The organism is Methylobacterium sp. E-012, assembly GCF_057836545.1.
The window spans coordinates 4888004-4906529 of the sequence record NZ_JBYQEY010000001.1 but is presented as its reverse complement, the minus strand read 5'-3'; the positions used below and the strand labels follow the sequence as shown (position 1 = coordinate 4906529).

At 69.9% G+C, this 18526-nt stretch carries 15 protein-coding genes; 12 read left to right on the top strand and 3 right to left on the bottom strand.

Going from position 1 to position 18526, the window contains the following annotated elements; translation table 11 throughout:
- Nucleotides 1-39: 39 nt before the first annotated feature.
- The 6 genes from ftsA to AC3IF1_RS23370 all read left to right on the top strand — a co-directional run bounded on the left by ftsA (nt 40) and on the right by AC3IF1_RS23370 (nt 7890).
- A complete protein-coding gene (ftsA, locus tag AC3IF1_RS23395) occupies nt 40-1362 on the top strand; it encodes a cell division protein FtsA (protein ID WP_243973564.1) in 1323 nt (440 codons plus the stop codon).
- A gap of 85 nt (nt 1363-1447) precedes the next feature.
- Nucleotides 1448-3190, top strand: coding sequence for a cell division protein FtsZ (gene ftsZ, locus AC3IF1_RS23390; protein WP_489219544.1), 1743 nt, complete (start codon nt 1448-1450; stop codon nt 3188-3190).
- Between the two features lie 436 nt (nt 3191-3626).
- A complete protein-coding gene (lpxC, locus tag AC3IF1_RS23385) occupies nt 3627-4574 on the top strand; it encodes a UDP-3-O-acyl-N-acetylglucosamine deacetylase (protein ID WP_243973566.1) in 948 nt (315 codons plus the stop codon).
- Between the two features lie 189 nt (nt 4575-4763).
- The gene (locus tag AC3IF1_RS23380; protein ID WP_243973567.1) at nt 4764-5645 is read left to right on the top strand and encodes an outer membrane protein assembly factor BamD; all 882 of its coding nucleotides are present in this window, start codon (nt 4764-4766) and stop codon (nt 5643-5645) included.
- Nucleotides 5646-5814: 169 nt separating this feature from the next.
- The gene (gene recN / locus AC3IF1_RS23375) at nt 5815-7488 is read left to right on the top strand and encodes a DNA repair protein RecN (RefSeq protein WP_489219543.1); all 1674 of its coding nucleotides are present in this window, start codon (nt 5815-5817) and stop codon (nt 7486-7488) included.
- Nucleotides 7489-7689: 201 nt separating this feature from the next.
- Nucleotides 7690-7890 carry a hypothetical protein gene (locus tag AC3IF1_RS23370; RefSeq protein WP_243973569.1) on the top strand — a complete coding sequence of 67 codons (201 nt, stop codon included), beginning with the start codon at nt 7690-7692 and terminating at the stop codon, nt 7888-7890.
- Nucleotides 7891-7913: 23 nt separating this feature from the next.
- Here the strand turns inward: AC3IF1_RS23370 and AC3IF1_RS23365 are convergent, their stop codons facing one another.
- Nucleotides 7914-8159 carry a hypothetical protein gene (locus AC3IF1_RS23365; RefSeq protein ID WP_489219542.1) on the bottom strand — a complete coding sequence of 82 codons (246 nt, stop codon included), beginning with the start codon at nt 8157-8159 and terminating at the stop codon, nt 7914-7916.
- Nucleotides 8160-8389: 230 nt separating this feature from the next.
- Between AC3IF1_RS23365 and pstS the strand changes: the two genes are divergently transcribed.
- From pstS to phoB, 6 genes are all read left to right on the top strand, one after another.
- On the top strand, nt 8390-9430 hold the full coding sequence (gene pstS, locus AC3IF1_RS23360; protein WP_489219541.1) for a phosphate ABC transporter substrate-binding protein PstS: 1041 nt from the start codon (nt 8390-8392) through the stop codon (nt 9428-9430).
- A gap of 85 nt (nt 9431-9515) precedes the next feature.
- Nucleotides 9516-10493 (top strand): phosphate ABC transporter permease subunit PstC, encoded by a 978-nt coding sequence (gene pstC, locus AC3IF1_RS23355; RefSeq protein WP_489219540.1) that lies wholly within the window; start codon nt 9516-9518, stop codon nt 10491-10493.
- Nucleotides 10494-10501: 8 nt separating this feature from the next.
- Nucleotides 10502-11389: a phosphate ABC transporter permease PstA gene (pstA, locus tag AC3IF1_RS23350; protein ID WP_243973573.1), complete on the top strand. Its 888-nt coding sequence runs from the start codon at nt 10502-10504 to the stop codon at nt 11387-11389.
- 25 nt (nt 11390-11414) lie between these two features.
- On the top strand, nt 11415-12245 hold the full coding sequence (gene pstB / locus AC3IF1_RS23345; protein ID WP_243973574.1) for a phosphate ABC transporter ATP-binding protein PstB: 831 nt from the start codon (nt 11415-11417) through the stop codon (nt 12243-12245).
- A gap of 137 nt (nt 12246-12382) precedes the next feature.
- Nucleotides 12383-13093, top strand: a complete 711-nt coding sequence (gene phoU, locus AC3IF1_RS23340) for a phosphate signaling complex protein PhoU (protein ID WP_243973575.1) — start codon at nt 12383-12385, stop codon at nt 13091-13093.
- Between the two features lie 134 nt (nt 13094-13227).
- The gene (gene phoB / locus AC3IF1_RS23335; protein WP_243973576.1) at nt 13228-13923 is read left to right on the top strand and encodes a phosphate regulon transcriptional regulator PhoB; all 696 of its coding nucleotides are present in this window, start codon (nt 13228-13230) and stop codon (nt 13921-13923) included.
- A gap of 77 nt (nt 13924-14000) precedes the next feature.
- On the opposite strand, the gene AC3IF1_RS23330 is transcribed toward phoB, so the two are convergent.
- Both AC3IF1_RS23330 and AC3IF1_RS23325 read right to left on the bottom strand, forming a co-directional pair.
- Entirely contained in the window at nt 14001-16151 is a 2151-nt protein-coding gene (locus AC3IF1_RS23330) for a protein-disulfide reductase DsbD family protein (protein ID WP_489219539.1), read from the bottom strand.
- 529 nt (nt 16152-16680) lie between these two features.
- Entirely contained in the window at nt 16681-18519 is a 1839-nt protein-coding gene (locus tag AC3IF1_RS23325; RefSeq protein ID WP_489219538.1) for an aminopeptidase P family protein, read from the bottom strand.
- Nucleotides 18520-18526: the final 7 nt, after the last annotated feature.

The following is an 18526-nucleotide window of genomic DNA, read 5'->3' as shown; positions in this document are numbered from 1 at the left end:
GATCTCCGCCCGTCCCGCCTTCCGCGTCCGGTAGCGTCAATGCACAGCCAACACGGCCTCACGCCGCGCCTGAAGCCGCTCTCGGCCCGACGCTCGACCACCCTCTCGGTGCTCGACATCGGCACCAGCAAGGTCGTCTGCCTCATCGCCGAGCTGCAGCCGGCCGAGGCGCTGACGACGCTGCGCGGCCGCACACACCTCGCGCGGATCATCGGCATCGGCCATCAGCGCTCGCTCGGGCTGAAGGGCGGCGCCATCGTCGATCTCGCCGCCGCCGAGGGGGCGATCCGCCAGGCGGTGCACGCCGCCGAGCGGATGGCCAAGGTCGAAGTGCAGTCGGTCATCGTCAACATGTCGGGGGGCCGGCTCGCCTCGCAGCATTTCCAGGCGCGGGTCAACGTCCGGTCCGGCACCGTCACCGGCAGCGACGTCGAGCGGGTCCTCGAGACCGCGAGCGCCCACGGGGTCAGCCCGGGCCGCGCGGTCCTCCACGCCCTGCCCACCGGCTACGGGCTGGACGGGCAGGGCGCGGTGATCGACCCGTCGGGCATGATCGGCGAGGCGCTCAGCGTCGATCTCCACGTCGTCACCAGCGAGCTGGCCGCGGCCCGCAACGTCATGCTGGCGGTGGAGCATTGCCATCTCGGCGTCGAGGCGGTGATCGCCACCCCCTACGCGGCCGGCCTCTCGGCGCTGGTCGACGACGAGGCCGAAATGGGTGTCTGCGTCGTCGACATGGGCGGCGGCACCACGAGCGTCGGCGTGTTCTCCGGCGGCCACCTCGTCCACGTGGACGCCGTCGCGGTCGGCGGCCACCATGTCACCATGGACATCGCCCGCGGCCTCTCGACCCGCATGGCGGCGGCCGAGCGGCTGAAGACGCTCTACGGCTCGGCCCTCTCCACCCCCTCCGACGACCGGGACATGATCGCGGTCCACGGCGTCGGCGAGGACGAGGGCGACGCCCCGGCCCACATCCCGCGCTCGCAGCTGGTGCGGATCATCAAGCCGCGGGTCGAGGAGGTGGTCGAGCTGGTGCGCGACCGCCTGCGCGAGGCGGGCTTCGCCGCCCAGGCCGGGCGGCGGGTCGTCCTCACGGGGGGGGCCAGCCAGCTCGTCGGCCTGCCGGAGGTCGCCCGGCGCGTGCTCCAGGGCCAGGTCCGGATCGGCCGGCCCCTGGGGATCCGCGGCCTGCCAGAAGCCGCCAAGGGTCCGGCCTTCTCGGCGGCGGTCGGACTGCTCGTCTACCCGCAGGTGGCCCATGCCGAGCATTTCGAGCCGCGGGGGCATGGCGCCTTCGCGGCGACCGGAACCGACAACTACCTGAACCGGGTCGGCCGTTGGCTCCGGGACAGCTTCTAGTTTCGCGTCCGCCCTCGGGCGGGTCGTAGAGAATCCGGCGCCTCGGCGTCGCACGGAAAGCAGAGTAAGCGAGAGGCTCGACACCATGGCCATTACCCTCCAGGCGCCGGACATCCGGGAACTCAAGCCCCGCATCACGGTCTTCGGCGTCGGCGGCGCCGGCGGCAACGCCGTCAACAACATGATCGAATCGGGCCTCCTGGGCTGCGAATTCGTCGTGGCCAACACCGACGCGCAGGCGCTCACCTCCTCGAAGGCCGAGCGGGTGATCCAGATGGGCCTGGGCGTCACCCAGGGCCTCGGCGCCGGCTCGCATCCGGAGGTCGGCTCGGCGGCCGCCGACGAGGTGATCGACGAGATCCGCGACCAGCTCTCGGGCGCCCACATGTGCTTCATCACCGCCGGCATGGGCGGCGGCACCGGCACCGGCGCGGCTCCGGTCATCGCCCGCGCGGCCCGCGACATGGGCATCCTGACCGTCGGCGTCGTCACGAAGCCGTTCCAGTTCGAGGGTGTGCGCCGCATGCGCACCGCCGAGTCGGGCATCCAGGAGCTGCAGGCCGCAGTCGACACCCTGATCGTGATCCCGAACCAGAACCTGTTCCGGGTCGCCAACGAGAAGACGACCTTCGCGGACGCCTTCGCGATGGCCGACCAGGTGCTCTATTCCGGCGTCGCCTGCATCACCGACCTGATGGTGAAGGAGGGTCTCATCAACCTCGACTTCGCCGACGTGCGGGCGATCATGCGCGGCATGGGCAAGGCCATGATGGGCACCGGCGAGGCCTCGGGCGAGAAGCGCGCCAACCGCGCCGCGGAAGCCGCCATCGCCAACCCGCTTCTCGACGACGTCTCCATGAAGGGCGCCCGCGGCCTGCTGATCTCGATCACCGGCGGCTCGGACCTGACCCTGTACGAGCTCGACGAGGCCGCCACCCGCATCCGCGAGGAGGTCGATCAGGACGCCAACATCATCCTGGGCGCCACCTTCGACGAGAGCCTGGACGGCATCATCCGCGTCTCGGTGGTCGCCACCGGCATCGAGCCGCTGCTGATCTCGGCCAACTCGCCGAACAACCCGGCCATCGCCGAGACCGAGCAGCGTATCGCCGAGGTTGCCGAGCGCCTGCGGGCCGAGGCCCGCGCCCGCGCGTCCTCGCCGGTGCCGAGCATCCGCACCGAGGCGGCCGCCCCGGCGCCGAGCCCCGCTCCGGCCCCCGCGCCGCAGCCGCCTCACGAGATGCGGCCGGAGCCCCACGTCGCCCGCGAGCCCGTCGCTCCCGTGACCCGCGACGACGTGGTGCTCGCCCAGGTCCAGCCCCGGGCCGCGGCCGCCTTCGTCCCGCCGCCCGCGCCGCTCCCGGCCGAACCCGCCCCGCAGTACCAGGCCGGCCCGTTCGTGCCGCCGCGCCCGGCCGCCCCGGGTGCCACGCCGCTCGCCCGCGCCCCGCGGATGCCGCAGATCCACGAGCTGCCGCCGATCGCCCAGAACCAGATCATGGCGAACCGCGCCGCCGAGGACTCGGCCCCGGAATCGAAGCGGACCTCGCTCCTGCGCCGGCTCGCGACGGTGGGTTTCGGCGGTCGCCGTGACGAGGTCGAGGGCGCTGCGCCCGCGGCCAGGAATGCGGCGCCCGCCATGCCGCAGCCGCAGATGGCGCAGCCGCACGTGCCCCCGGCGCCGCGCGCGCCCGTCGCTCCGGCGGTGCCGCAGTACCGCCCGGCCCAGGGCCATCTCGACCCGCAGGGCCGGGTGGCACCCCAGCCCCGGATGATGGACGACGACCAGCTGGAGATTCCCGCCTTCCTCCGCCGTCAGGCGAACTGAAGGTCCGGCAGGCTCTGGCGACGCGGAGGACCGGCGGGCGACCGCCGGCTCTTCGCGTCGCCGCATTTCAACCTGAAGTTCGGCATGGCTGGCCGTTGCCGGCCCTTGAAGTGCCGCGTGCCCTGTCGTGAGGGGATGCGTGGTGCATCCGCGACACAGAACGGCCGCGAGTTAGCCACGCATTAACCAATCTTTAAACCTCTGACGGGACAGCACTTTACGGCCACGAGGCCGCAAGCGTGTCTGTAACAGAGCGTAAGAATCCGTGATTTGGCTGCCCTGTGCGGTGCAGCTATAGAAGCATCGAGACCGACGAGACATGCATCGGGATACAACCTGATCGCGTGGGCAGGGGCATCAAGCAGCGGACGGATCAGTCAGTTTCCTCCATTCCCGGTCGGAATGGCGGACCCTGATCGCGGCCGGGGGCTAAGGAATGCGAACGCTTAAACAGACGACCCTCAAAGGGCCGGCGACTCTCTCGGGCATCGGGGTCCATTCCGGGAACCCCGCCGAGATTACGCTCCGCCCCGCCCCCGCCAATCATGGCGTCGCCTTCCTCCGCACCGGTACCACCCACGGCAACGATCGCCTGATCAAGGCGCATCATGCCCTCGTCTCCGCCACCGAGCTCTGCACCGTCCTCGGACAGGTCGACACCGGCGCGGTGGCCACCGTCGAGCATCTGATGTCCGCCCTCTACGGTCTGGGCGTCGACAACGCCCTGGTCGAGATCGACGGGCCCGAGATGCCGATCCTCGACGGTTCCGCACTCCCCTTCATCCAGGCGATCGACCGGGTCGGGATCGCCACCTGCGACATGCCGCGGCGCTGGCTCAAGATCCTGCGCCACATCCGCATCGAGACCGGCCGCTCCTTCGCGGAACTCCGGCCGATCGACAGGGGCTTCCGCCTCGACGTCGAGATCGATTTCGAGAGCCCGGTGATCGGCCGCTCGCGCAAGGCGATGGACCTGTCGCCCGCCGTGTACCGCCGCGAGATCGCCGGCGCCCGCACCTTCGGGATGATGCGGGACGTGGAGCGCTACTGGAAGGCGGGCTTCGCCCTGGGCGCCTCGCTGGAGAACACCGTGGCGGTCGGCGAGACCGCGGTGGTCAACCCCGAGGGGCTGCGCTTCCCGGACGAGTTCGTCCGGCACAAGATCCTCGATGCGATCGGCGACCTCGCTCTGGCCGGTCTGCCGATCCAGGGGGCCTACCGCTCCTATTGCGGCGGCCACCGGATGAATGTCGGCGTGCTCTCCGCCCTCTTCTCCGACCGGGCCAACTACGCCATCGTGGAGGCGCAGGGCTCGCGGCGCGAGACCGTTCTCTCGGAACTCGGCGTCGGCCTCGGCATCGCCGCCTTCGCCGGCGATCTCTGAACCGTCTCTGTGGCCTGCGGGACACAGCCGGCCAAGGATCCTCGCCGCCTCAGCCTTGCCGCTTTCGTGCCCGAATCGAACGGCACGGTTTAACGGTCCGTGAACGGCGGCCGAGACCCGAACGGGTCGAGTCCACCCACGCGATGGCATGACGGCGCAGGATGGCGCCAGTTCGGGAAAGAGCGCCAGATGCCTGTCACCATTCGTCATCGCCGGGCGGCGGCCTTCGCGGCCCCCCTCGTGGCCATCCTCGGCCTGGGCCTCGGCGGCTGCGACTTCGACCCAACCAACCTCTTCTCCGAGAAGTACAAGCCCGAGGTCGTTCCCGACGTCCCGGCCGACAAGCTTTATAGCGACGGCTTGGCCAAGCTCGAGGACAGCGACTACGAGGGCGCGGTCAAGAAGTTCGACAGCCTCGACAAGCAGTACCAGTATTCGGAATGGTCCCGGAAGGCGCTGCTGATGACGGCCTACGCCAATTACGAGGGCCAGAAGTACGACGACGCGATCAGCGCCTCGAAGCGCTACCTGCAGCGGCACCCGGCCAGCAAGGACGCGGCCTACGCGCAGTACTTGATGGCGATGTCGAACTACAAGCAGATCCCGGACGTGACCCGCGACCAGGAGCGCTCCGAGAAGGCGCTCGCCTCCCTGCAGGAGCTGGTCCAGAAGTATCCGACCTCCGAATACGCCACCGACGCCAAGGCGAAGATCCAGATCACCCGCGACCAGCTCGCCGGCAAGGAGATGGAAGTCGGACGCTTCTACCTGGAGCGGCGCAACTTCCCGGCGGCGATCAACCGCTTCCGCGACGTGGTCTCCAAGTATCAGACCACCCGCCATGCCGAGGAGGCGCTGGAGCGCCTGACCGAGGCCTACTGGGCGCTCGGCATCACCCAGGAGGCGCAGAACGCCGCCGCGGTGCTCGGGCACAACTTCCCGGAAAGCCCCTGGTACAAGGACGCGCACGCGCTCCTGGCCCAGAACGGCGTGGAGCCCCGCGAGGAGAAGTCGTCCTTCCTCTCGAAGATCTACCGCACGGTCACGGGCAAGACCGCCTCGGCCGAGTGAGGGGCCGGCCCCCGATCGGGCCGTTCTCGATATGTCAGGGCCCGGAGCCTCCGCTCCGGGCCCTTGCCGTTCTTGGGCACCGGGCGACCGGGCGGCCGCATTTTTGGGGTGAATCGGCGCCCCGTCGGGCTTATGTCTGCGATCCCGCCCTGAGGAACAGTCTCGCCGCATGCTGGCGCAGCTCGCGATCCGCGACATCGTCCTGATCGATCGACTCGAACTCAATTTCCGCTCGGGCCTCAGCGTCCTGACCGGGGAGACGGGCGCGGGCAAATCGATCCTGCTCGATGCCTTCGCCCTGGCACTCGGCGGCCGCGGCGACGGCCGCCTCGTCCGGCACGGGGAAGCGCAGGGCGTGGTCACGGCGGTGTTCGACCTGCCCCTCGGCCATCCGGCGCGCCGGATCGCCGCCGAGGCCGAGATCGACACCGAGGGCGACCTAATCCTGCGGCGGTCCCAGATGGCGGACGGCCGCACCCGCGCCTTCGTCAACGATCAGCCAGTGGGCGTCCAGGTCCTGCGGGCGATCGGCGCGGCTCTCGTGGAGATCCACGGGCAGCACGACGATCGGGCGTTGGCCGATCCGGCCACGCACCGGGCGATCCTCGACGCCTTTGGGGGCCTTCAGGGCCCGCTCGCCAAGGTGGCGACGGCCTCCCGGGCGGTGCGCTCGGCCCGCGCCGCGCTCGCCGAGCACCGCGCGCGCATCGAGGCGGCCCGCAAGGAGGCCGAGTTCCTGCGCCACGCCGTGGAGGAACTGGCCGCGCTCGCGCCACTTCCGGGGGAGGAAGCCCAGCTCGCCGAGCGCCGCAGCATCATGCAGCAATCGGAGAAGGTGGCGCGCGAGCTCAACGAGGCGCTCGAGGCCGTGGGCGGCCCCCATTCGGGCGTACCCCACATCTCGGCCGCCCTGCGCAAGCTCGAACGCCGCGCCGCGCAGCTCCCGGCCCTCGTGGATCCCTGCGTCAACACCCTGGACGCCGCGCTGGTCGCCCTCGACGAGGCCCGCGCCGTGCTCGACGCGGCGGTGGCGGAGACCGAGTTCGACCCCCGCGATCTGGAACGGGTGGAGGAACGCCTGTTCGCCCTGCGGGCCGCCGCCCGTAAATACGACGTCCCGGCCGACGATCTCGCCGCCCTGGCCGAGCGCTACGCCGGCGACGTGGCGGCGATCGATGCCGGCGAGGCGGCGCTGACCGGCCTGGAACAGGCGCTCGCCCAGGCGGAGACCGGCTACGCGGAGGCGGCCGAGAAGCTCAGCGCCGGCCGCCGCCGCGCGGCCAAGCAGCTCGATGCCGCCGTGAAGGCCGAGCTGCCGCCCCTGAAGCTGGAGCGTGCCCGTTTCATCACCGAGATTGCCACCGACCCGGAGTCACGCGATCCGGCCGGCACAGACCGCGTCGAGTTCTGGGCGCAGACGAATCCCGGGACCAAGCCGGGCCCGATGATGAAGGTCGCCTCGGGGGGCGAGTTGTCGCGGTTCATGCTGGCACTCAAGGTGGTGCTGGCCGACAAGGGCTCGGCCCCGACACTGATCTTCGATGAGATCGATACCGGCGTCGGGGGTGCGGTGGCCGACGCCATCGGCCTGCGCCTCGCCCGGCTGGCGACCACCGTGCAGGTCGTGGCCGTCACCCACGCCCCGCAGGTGGCCGCGCGCGCCGACACGCATTTCCTGATCGCCAAGGCGCCGGTGAAGGGCGCCGGCCGCGTCGCCACCCGTGTGGAGAGCTTGCCCGTCGCCGAGCGCCGGGAGGAGATCGCCCGGATGCTGGCCGGCGCCACAATAACCGACGAGGCCCGCGCGGCCGCGGCGCGGTTGCTCCAAGGCGCCGACGGTTGAAGCTTTGTCCGGCGAGGCGGCCGTCGAAGCGCGGGCAAGCGGTCGGACATCGGTCGAGGGCCCGCGGTTCGCACCAAGGCCTGCCGTGACAGGTAAGCTTAACCGTTGGTTGAGAGTAACGGTTCGTTAACCATTCCGGCTGACACTTAACAAATCCCGGCGCCGCAGCGGGTTTGGGCGGTCGATGGGCGGGAGGAAAACATGAAGCTGTCAGTCGTCGAGCCCGATGCGCTCCCGTGCGCGGGACAGCCGCTCAAACAGGCGATCGATACGCGCCAGCTCGGCCTGTCCCTGCGCACGGTCTACGAGGGCAGCGTCGATACGCAACCGATCACCGACACCCACGTGGAGCTGCTGCTGCGCCTGCGCCAGAAGGAGCGGGAGCTGCGCCGGGCGAGCTGAAGCGGAACTCCGCAGCCCCGACGCTACCAGCGGCGCGCCCCGGGCGTCCGGCGATACTCGGCGGCCCGAATCAAGGTCAGCACGCGGTCGAGATTGACCAGCAGGTCCGCCTCGTCGCGCCGTGCCGCGGCGGCGGCCTCCGGATCGGTGCTGAACTTCTGGCGCGCCTGCGCGAGGGTGAGGGCGCGCTCCACGGCTTCGCGCTCGGCATGCAGGGCAAGCCAGCCCGGATCGGCCTCACTCGCTGGATCGGCCCGTTCGCCCGCCACCAATGCAACGTCCTTCCGATGCCATTCCCGGTGAGGAACGCGCGAGACCCATGAACCGTGCCGCCGGAACTGCGGCGCGATGTCATGCCGGTGTCATCTCCCTGTCGTAACCGCGCCCCATCGGGCGGCCGGCGCTAAGTCTCATCGTAGACGGCCGCAAGGCTCTGCCGCGGGCATGAGCATGCCGGCGGGGCAGCGCAGGCTCTCGCCCGACGGCAACGGAGATACCATTGAGACCCTTCGCTTACGCGCTCGCCGTCGGCCTCGCGACGGTTCAGCTGGCGTCCGCTGCGCTCGCCGCCGACATCACCGGTGCCGGCGCCACATTTCCATTTCCGGTCTATTCGAAGTGGGCCGAGGCCTACCGCAAGGATTCCGGATCGGGCCTGAACTATCAGTCGATCGGGTCCGGCGGCGGGATCAAACAGATCCAGGCCAAGACGGTCGATTTCGGCGCCACCGACGCACCCCTGAAGGGCGAGCAGCTCGCCAAGGACGGTCTCGTCCAGTTCCCGACGGTGATGGGCGGCGTCGTTCCGGTCGTGAACATCGCGGGCGTCGAGCCCGGCAAGCTCAAGCTCACCGGCGAGATCCTGGCCGACATCTACGCCGGCAAGATCTCCAAATGGACCGATCCGCGGATCGCCAAGCTCAATGACGGGCTGAAGCTGCCCGAGACCAACATCACCCCGGTCTACCGCTCCGATGCCTCGGGCACGACCAACATCTTCACCACCTATCTGGCCCAGGCCTCGGAATCCTGGAAGAAGGATTACGGTGCGGCCACGACGATCTCCTGGCCGGTGGGTCAGGGCGGCAAGGGCAACGAGGGCGTGACCGCCACCGTGAAGCAGGTGCCGAATTCGATCGGCTACGTCGAATCCGCCTACGCCAAGCAGAACAAGCTCGCCTACGCCCTTCTGCAGAACAAGTCCGGCAAGTTCCCGCAGCCGGACGACAAGGCGTTCCAGGCCGCCGCCGCCAGCGCCGACTGGAAGTCGGCCCCGGGCTTCGGCATCTCGCTCACCAACCAGGCGGGCGACGACGCGTGGCCGATCACCGCCGCGACCTTCATCCTGATCCACAAGGATCCGGCTGATCCGACCAAGGCCGCCGCGGTGCTCAAGTTCTTCGACTGGGCCTACAAGAACGGCGACAAGCTCGCCTCCGATCTCGACTATGTTCCTCTGCCCGACAACGTCGTGGCACTGATCCACGACGAGTGGAAAAACGTGAAGGACAAGGACGGGAAGCCCGTCTTTAACATGTGAGCGTGGCGGGGAGGAGGTTTCGGCCTCCTCCCTCGCTTCTGGGATCGCACCGCGTTACCACGCCACCCTTCGCAGAGAATCGCGGATGCCCGCCTTGACTGAAACGATTGTCCTCGCCCGCACCCGAGCGACCGCCGCGCGGAAGGGGCCGAGCAAGAATCTCGACACCCTGTTCCGGGCCAGTGCCTACGGGGCGGCGCTCCTGGTGCTGATCGTCCTCGCCGGCATCCTCAGCGCCATCATCTACGGCGGCCTTCCCGCCTTCCACCAGTTCGGCCTCGGTTTCCTGACCTCGAGCGCCTGGAACGTCGGCACCGAACAGTACGGCGCGCTGGTGGCCGTCACCGGGACGCTGATCTCGGCGCTCCTGGCCCTCGCCATCGGCGTCCCGATCTCCCTCGGCATCGCGATCTACCTGACGCAGCTCTGCCCGAACTGGGCACGCAAGCCCGTCGCCATGACGATCGAGCTCCTCGCCGCGGTGCCGAGCATCATCTACGGCATGTGGGGCCTGTTCATCTTCGCCCCGCTCTTCGCGCAGTTCGTCGAGATCCCGGTTTCCAACATCGTCGAGGGCCTGCCGATCATCGGGACCGTGCTGTACGCTCGGATCCCGTCAGGCGTCGGCGTGCTCACGGCGGGCATCATCCTGGCGATCATGATCGTGCCGTTCGTGGCCTCCATCGCCCGCGACATGATCGACCAGATCCCCACGATCATGCGGGAGAGCGCCTACGGGGTCGGTTGCACCACCTGGGAGGTGGTGCGCTTCGTGCTGATCCGGCACGCCTCGGTGTCGATCATCGGCGCGATCATGCTCGGCCTCGGCCGTGCGCTCGGCGAGACGATGGCGGTCACCTTCGTGGTCGGCAACGCCAACAGGCTCTCGGCCTCGATCTTCGATCCCGGCTCGACCATCGCGTCCCGGATCGCCAATGAGTTCAACGAGGCGGACGGCATGCAGCTCAACGCCCTGATGGCCCTCGGCTGCATTCTCTTCGTCATCACCTTCATCGTTCTGGTCGCCGCGCGCATCCTGACGCGGCGCGTGCGGGTCGGTTGAGGAGCCCCATGGACGCGACCAACACCCTTGCGGCGCCTCCGCTCGCGCAGAGCCGCGTCCGTCCCGGCCGGCGCCGGGCCGACGCGGTGCTCCGCGGCTTCTGCGCCCTCGCCACGCTCCTCGGCGTCATCGTGCTGGGTTCGATCCTGCTGATGCTGATCGTCCAGGGTGTGCGCGGGTTCACGTCGACCCTGCTGACCCAGCCGACGCCGGGACCCGGCAGCGAGGGCGGCGGCATCGCCAACGCGGTCCTCGGCAGCCTCGTGCTCACCACCATCGGCATCGTCATCGCGACCCCGGTCGGCGTGATGGCCGGAACCTTCCTGGCAGAATACGGCCGGACCTCGAAACTGTCCTTCGTGATCCGCTTCCTCAACGACATCCTGCTCTCGGCCCCCTCGATCCTGATCGGCCTGTTCATCTACACGCTGATGGTGCGGCCGATGGGCAGCTATTCGGGCTGGGCCGGCGGCGTCGCCCTCGCCATCATCGCCACGCCCGTGATCGTGCGCACCACCGAGGACATGCTCAGCCTGGTCCCCGGCACCCTGCGGGAAGCGGGCGTGGCCCTGGGGGCGCCACCCTCCACGGTGATCATGAAGGTGACCTGGCGGGCGGCCTCGGCCGGCATCGTCACCGGCATCATCCTGGCTCTGGCCCGCATCGCGGGCGAGACCGCCCCGCTCCTGTTCACGGCCCTCAACAACAACAGCTGGTTCAATGCCGACCTGATGGGCGGCATCCCGAACCTGCCCGTGATGATCTACCAATTCGCGCTCTCGCCGTATCCCAACTGGCAGCAGCTCGCCTGGGCCGGGGCACTCCTGATCACCATGACCATCCTCGCCCTCTCGGTCATCGCCCGCGTGGTGATCAAGCCGCAGCGTGCCCGCTGAAGCGCAAGCCCGAAGGATCAACCCGATGAGCACCGCCGCAGCGTCCGTCACCACCGACCGCCAGTTCCAGGCCTCCGCCAAGACCGGGGCCGACACCAACGCCCCCGTGCGCATCGCCGTGAAGGGGCTGAACTTCTACTACGGCCATTTTCACGGCCTGAAGAACATCGACCTGAACTTCCACGACCGGCAGGTGACGGCCCTGATCGGCCCCTCGGGCTGCGGGAAGTCGACCCTGCTGCGGACCTTCAACCGGATCTACAGCCTCTATCCGGAGCAGCGCGCCGAGGGACAGATCCTTCTGGACGGCATGAACATCCTGGATCCCAAGATCGATCTCAATGATCTGCGCGCCCGGGTCGGCATGGTCTTCCAGAAGCCGACGCCGTTCCCGATGTCGATCTACGACAACGTCGCCTTCGGCATCCGCCTCTACGAGAAGCTGGGGAAATCGGATCTCGACGACCGGGTCGAGACCTCGCTGCGCAAGGCGGCGCTCTGGGACGAGGTCAAGGACAAGCTCAAGCAGTCCGGCATGGGCCTGTCGGGCGGCCAGCAGCAGCGCCTATGCATCGCCCGCACCGTGGCCCAGCGCCCGGACGTCATCCTGTTCGACGAGCCGACCTCGGCGCTGGACCCGATCTCGACGGGGCGCATCGAGGAACTGATCGAGCAGCTGCGCGACGAATTCACCATCGCGATCGTCACCCACAACATGCAGCAGGCGGCGCGCATCTCGCAGTTCACCGCGTTCATGTATCTCGGCGAGCTCGTCGAGGTCGGGCCGACCGACAGGCTGTTCATGAACCCGACCGAGCGGCGGACGCAGGATTACATCACCGGCCGTTTCGGCTGATCAGGCTCCGAAACCGCACCCCCGCGGCGCTGCGCGCGAGCATAGCCGCCGCGGCCGGGTAAGATCTGCATCAGACCCGAGGCATCGCACGTCCCCGAGGCATCGCACGTCGCGGCCCCCATCGAAGGATCTCCCCCATGCCCGGCCATATCGTCTCGTCCTACGATACCGACCTGGAGAACCTGCGCCGCTCGATCTCGGAGATGGGCGGCGTGGCCGAGAAGATGACCGCCGAGGCGACCGACGCCCTCGTCCGGCGGGACGACGGGCTCGCCCAGGCGGTGATCCTCGCCGACAAGCGCCTCGACGCCCTCCAGCGGGACATCGAGGAGCGGTCCGTCCTGCTGATCGCCCGGCGCCAGCCGCTCGCGATCGACCTGCGCGAGACCATCTCGGCGATCCGCGTCTCGGGCGATCTCGAGCGGATCGGCGACCTCGCCAAGAACGTGGCGAAGCGTGTGGTTGCGATCTCCGATCAGGCCCCGGCACAGAAGATCGTGCTGGGCGTCCGCCACATGAGCGACCTCGCAGAGGGCCAGCTCAAGGACGTGCTGGATGCCTACGCGAGTCGCGACATCGAGGCCGCCCATGACGTGTGGGAGCGCGACGGCGAGATCGATGCGCTGTACAATTCGCTGTTTCGCGAGCTCCTGACCTATATGATGGAGGATCCGCGCAACATCTCGTTCTGCACCCACCTGCTGTTCTGTGCCAAGAACGTCGAACGCATCGGCGACCACACCACCAATATCGCCGAGACCATCCACTATCTCGCCACCGGCGAGACTCTGGCGGGCGACCGGCCCAAGAACGATGCGTCGAACTACGCGACGGTCGAGCACGAATAGGTCCCGGAGCGAACCCACGGCGCCTCACCATCTTCGGGGCGGTCGCCGCGGCGACGGCTGGTTCCAGTTGAGACGGGCCGGGCCTCCGGAACGCGCGGTGGGTTCGCCCTTAGAACAGGTCATCGAACGTGAGCATGCAAGTCCTGATTGTCGAGGACGAGGAGGCACTGACCACGCTGCTGCGCTACAACCTGGAGGCCGAGGGCTTTCTGGTCGATACGGCGGCCCGCGGTGACGATGCGGAACTGCTCCTGGCCGAGCGCATGCCCGATCTGGTCCTGCTCGACTGGATGCTGCCGGGCCTCTCCGGGATCGAGCTCTGCCGCCGCATCCGCGCCCGGCGCGAGACCGAGCGTCTGCCGGTGATCATGCTCACCGCCCGGGGCGAGGAGGGGGACCGGGTCCGCGGCCTTGGCACGGGCGCGGACGACTATATCGTCAAGCCGTTCTCGGTCCCGGAGTTGCTCGCCCGGATCCGTGCCCTCCTGCGCCGGGCCAAGCCCGCCCATGTCTCGGATCGGCTGGCCGCCGGGGATCTCGAACTCGACCGCACCGGCCACCGGGTGCGCCGCGCCGGCGAGGAGCTGCATCTCGGCCCCACCGAGTTCCGGCTGCTCGAATTCCTGATGCTCGCCCCGGGGCGGGTCTTCTCCCGGGAACAGCTCCTCGACGGGGTCTGGGGCCACGACGTCTATATCGACGAGCGCACCGTGGACGTGCATGTCGGGCGCCTGCGCAAGGCGCTGAACGGTCCGCGCCAGCCCGATCCGATCCGCACCGTCCGCGGCTCCGGATACGCCTTCGACGAGACCTTCTCGCTCGAGGCTTGAGCGGCGCGGACTTTCAGGTTCAAAATGTCCGGGATCCAGCCCGTTTGGAAACCCTGCATCGACACCGGCCGCGCTGCTCAGCGGGTCAGCGCGGCGCTCTTGTCGGCGGTCGGAACCGAGGCCAGAGCCTGAAGCACCGTCCCCTCGGTGAGGATCTGGGGCAGCACCAGAGGCTCCCCCGCGCCGGCATAGAGCAGGTATAGCGGCACGCCGCTCCGCCCGTGCTTTTCCAGGAGGCGGGTGATCTCGGGATTCTGGTTGGTCCAGTCGCCCTTAAGGTAGGTCACGCCCCGCTCGGCCATCGCGGTCCGCACCGCCTTCGTAGAGAGGGAGGTGGTCTCGTTGACCGCGCAGGTGATGCACCAAGCCGCCGTCATGTTGACGAAGACAGGTCTGCCCGCGTTGACCAGCGTGTCGAGGCGCGCCTGGGTGAACGGCTCGGCGCCACTGGTGAAGGCCTGCGCGCCCGGACCCGCACGGTCCTGCGGGAGCGTGAGCACGAGGGCCGCGACCGCGAAGAGCGCCAGGGCCGCGCCGACCTGCGCGATCCGGGCGGCCCCGGGCGCAGCGCCGCGCCCGCGCTCCCAGGCCCAGGCGGCGAAGCCCACCAGCACCAGGCCGATCAACGCCGCCAGAAGCCCCCTCGGCTCGACCTGCTGCGCCAGGACCCAGATCAGCCAGGCCACGGTGGCATAGACCGGGAAGGCGAGCCCCTGCTTGAGGGTCTCCATCCAGGCGCCCGGCCGCGGCAGCGCCCGCAGGGCCGGCGGCCAGAGGGTCAGCGCCAGGAACGGCAGGGCCAGGCCGAGTCCGAGGCTCGCGAAGACGGCGAGCGCCACGCCGGCGCTCTGGGTCAGGGCGAAGCCCACCGCCGAGCCCATGAACGGCGCCGTACAGGGCGTCGCCACCAGCGTGGCGAGCACGCCGGTGAAGAACGAGCCGCTCAGGCCGGCGCGCCGGGCCAGCCCGTCGCCGAGACCGGCGAGCCGGCCCCCGATCTGAACCGCCCCGGACAGGTTCAGGCCCATCGCGAATAGCAGATAGGCGAGCCCCGCCACCACGGCGGGCGATTGCAGTTGGAAGCCCCAGCCGATCGCAGCCCCGCCGCCCTTCAGGGCGATCAGCAGGGCGGCGAGCCCCAGGAAGCTCGCCAGCACGCCGGCCGTGTAGGCGAAGCCGTGCAACCGGAGGCGGGCCGGGCTCTCGCCGGCATGCCGGACGAGACCCAGCACCTTGATCGACAGCACCGGGAATACGCAGGGCATCAGGTTAAGGATCAAGCCGCCGAGGAAGGCGAAGGCGGCGGCGGTCGCGAGGGTCAGCGCATCCCCGTCGGGGACGGACGCCGGCCGCGGGGTCGCCGCGTCGACCGGCGGCCCAACGGCCGGGAGCATGGGCTCGTCGCCATACGCGAAGGCGAGGTGGCGGCTGCCGTCCTCCGTCACTTCGTCCAGGGTCAGCACGCCGGGAAGGGCCTCGGGCGCCGGATCGGTCGGGCTGCTCCGGGCGAGGGTGAGGTGCAGGCCGGTCCCGTCGGCCGACATCACCTGTGCGGCGGCATTGTCGATCGCGGTTTCGGCATAGGGGAAATAGGCGGCGTTCCGGACCGCGTCGGGCCGGAGGCCAGCCGCCGCGAAGTCGAGCCGCAGAGTGTCGCCCTGGCTCGACAGGCGCAGTGGCCAAAGCGCCGGTGCGGGGAGGGCGGCCCGGGCGCGGGCGAACAGGGCCGCGATGTCGGGATCGGGCCGCGGTGCCCCCACCGGCAGGGTCAGGGCGAGGTCCGCCGAGCCCGGCACGCATTCGGTTTCGCAGACGAGGTAGGTCAGCTTGGCCCGGATCTCCACCGGGGTCGCGGGATCGAGGCTCGGCGGCGGCGTCACGGGGACGAGGAGCGTGACCTCGCCCTCGTAGCCGTAATTCATCAGCGTCGCGATCGGGATGCGCTCCGGCGCCGGCCACCGGATCGCCCCGGCGTTGAAGCCGGCCGGCAGGGTCCAGGTGACCTCGGGCGGCAGCCCGGAATCCCCCGGATTGCGCCAGTAGACGTGCCAGCCGGGCTTCACCTGCATGCGCACGGCCAGGGTGAAGGGCTGCGCCCCCGTCACCGCGCCGGGCTCGGCCACGAGGCTCGACCGCACGAGATCCGGCGGCGTGCGCAGGCCCTGCGCCAAAGCGGGCGTGCAGCAGGCGGCGAACAGCAGGAGTTGGAAGGCGAAGCGGCGGATCATGCTGTCCCTTCGCGCGCCGGGCGGGCGCGGTTTCACGCGCGGTCTCTTCGAGCCTGGGGCGGACTTTTCCGTGACGGACGCCTTATAGCGCGCCGAATCGATGCGTGTCCCGCACCCGGATGATCGACCCATGGGCCGCGACATCGACGGCCTTCAACCGCGGGGCTCAAAGAGCACCAGGTCGAGGAACGCCGTCCGTTGATCGTCCCGCAACCGGCAAAAGTGGTCGACTGCCGAGCGGGCGGAGTCCGAGGGCGGCGCGCGCATCTGTCGGAACGAACGACTGTGCGGGATCGTCATCGGCGGCCTGCCGCCGCTTCTGCAATTCCACGACCGCACGGGCGATCGAACGAAAGGGCGCCCAAATCCTCCAGCCGGCTCGGCGAGATACAGGGCACGTTGAGGCATGTGCCGATACGCTCCGGGACCACGGCCGGAGCGCGCACCGGCTTCGAGACATCTGTCGATCCGTTCTGCGCCGCGCGGCAGCACAAGAGCGGCCATCTTGCGCCCCAAGGCCGTAACGGCGTCAGCCCGGCAGCGGCGCCGTCGCCCGCTCCAGCCATGTGCGCGCGCCGGCATCAAGGACCGGTATCAGGACCTCGCGGACCCGCGCGTGATAGGCGTCGATCCAGATCCGCTCGCCCGGATCGAGCAGGTCCGGATCGATCAACCGCCGGTCGTAAGGCGCGAGCGTCAGCGTCTCGAAGCCGAGCATCGGGCGCTCGCCGCCCGCAACCGCGCGCGGCTCGACCAGGACGAGGTTCTCGATCCGGATGCCGTAGGCGCCGGCGGCGTAGTAGCCAGGCTCGTTCGACAGGATCATCCCAGGCTCCAGCGCCACCGTGCCGGTCTTGGCGATGCGCTGCGGCCCCTCGTGGACCGAGAGGAACGCCCCGACTCCATGGCCCGTGCCGTGGTCGAAATCGAGCCCCGCCTGCCAGAGGGGCGCCCGGGCGAAGGCGTCGATCTGGGCGCCGGTCGTGCCCCTCGGGAAGACCGCCCGGGCGATAGCGACGTGGCCCTTCAGCACCCGGGTGAAGCGATCGCGCATCGCGGCGCTCGGCTCCCCCACCGCGACGGTGCGGGTGATATCGGTGGTGCCGTCCAGGTATTGCGCCCCGGAATCGATCAGGAACAGCTCGCCGGGCCGGACCGCCCGGTCGCTAGCGCGGGTGACCCGGTAGTGGACGATCGCCCCATTCGGTCCGGATCCCGAGATCGTCGGAAACGACACGTCGCGCAGGTCGCCACCGGCGGCGCGGAAATCCTCCAGCGCCTCGACCACGGCGATCTCGGTGAGACCGCCCGCCGCGGCCGCATCGTCGAGCCAGGCGAGGAAGCGCACGACGCTCGCCCCGTCGCGGCCATGGGCATCGCGCGCGCCGGCGATCTCGGCGGCGTTCTTCACCGCCTTCATCCCGGTGATCGGATCCTTGCCGACATCGACGGTGCCGCCGGCCGCCTCGATCTTTTCCTTCAGGGCGACGGCGCCCGTCGCCGCATCGAGCCGGACCCGTACCCCGCTCAAGGATCCGAGCCCGTCCTCCAGCGCGGCCCGGGGCAGGATCTCGGCGACGGGGGCGAGGGCCGCGCGCAGGGCCGGGTCGACCTCCGCCGAGACCAGGAAGAGGCGTGCCAGCCCCTCGCGGGGCAGAATCGCGTAGCCGAGCGCCAGGGGCGTATGGCCGATATCGGCACCCCGCAGGTTGAACGCCCAGGCGAGGTTGTGAGGGTCCGAGATCACCAGGGCGTCGCAGCCGGCCTCGGCCAGGATCGCGCGCACCCGAACCAGCTTCTCCTCGACCGTCTCGCCCGCCAGGGCATCCGGGTGGCGGACGACCGGCCCGGCGGGCGGCTTCGGCCGGCCGGCCCAGACCGCGTCGACCAGATTCGGCACGGCGCGCATCGCGCCCCCCGCTTTGGTGGCGGCCCGGTCCAGGCGCGCGAGCCCGTCCGGCGTATGCAGCCACGGATCATAACCGAGCACGTGGTCGCGCTTGAGGTGAGCGCCGATCCACGCCTCCGGCGTCGACTCGGCCAGGGGCACGACCGTGAGGATGGCGGTATCGATTTGCTCGGGCGCCTGAAGGGTGTAGCGGCCGTCCACCACCAGGGCGGCGGAATCCGTCAGGATCACCGCGGTCCCGGCGGAGCCGGTAAAGCCGGTGAGCCAGGCCAGCCGCTCGGCATCGGCGGGCACGTATTCCGACTGATGCTCGTCGGCGCGCGGCACGACGAAACCGTCGAGGCCGGCCTCGCGCAGGGCCGACCGCAGCGCCTCGATCCGCTCGGCGCCCTTGCGGTGGCCCGGATCGTCGAAGGTCTGGAAGCGCTGGCGCGGTCGGGAAGGAGGCGGCTCGATCATGCGGCGA